The organism is Mesorhizobium sp. M5C.F.Ca.IN.020.29.1.1 (assembly GCF_003997375.1).
Lineage (GTDB): Bacteria > Pseudomonadota > Alphaproteobacteria > Rhizobiales > Rhizobiaceae > Mesorhizobium > Mesorhizobium wenxiniae.
The window spans coordinates 1-398 of the sequence record NZ_RZSW01001215.1; the positions used below are offsets into that span (position 1 = coordinate 1).

Here is a 398-nt window from a genome sequence, read left to right on the forward strand (position 1 = left end):
CGGCATCGGTGAGCAGCGGCGAACGTGCCAGCACCAGGCTTGCAACTTCCGGTTGATCTGACGCCAGCGCGCTGATGATCTGCAGCGGCGCGTGATGGCTCATCGACAGCGATTCTGCAATCGCCAGCCGCACTTTCGACGAGGCATCGTCGAGCAGCAGCGTCAGCGCGGCCTCCGCCGCGCAGCGATCCTCGAAAGGCAGATCGGCATTGATGTAGGCGCGAGCCAGAGCGCCTGCCGCAGCGGCGCGCTCCGAAACCTTGGCCGTGTAGATCCATTTCAGGAAATGCGAAACAACCATGCCGTCCGCTACGCCCCTAACCCGAGTCCGTTCCCGCCCCAGGAAGACCGTAGGCAGAAATGGTTTACGAACGGTTCACCATGTTTGTTAACTGGCT

At 61.8% G+C, this 398-nt stretch carries 1 pseudogene; it reads right to left on the reverse strand.

Annotation, left to right across the window (positions count from 1 at the left end):
* Positions 1 to 301: pseudogene (locus EOA85_RS37100) on the reverse strand (hypothetical protein); the annotation flags it as partial.
* Positions 302 to 398: the final 97 nt, after the last annotated feature.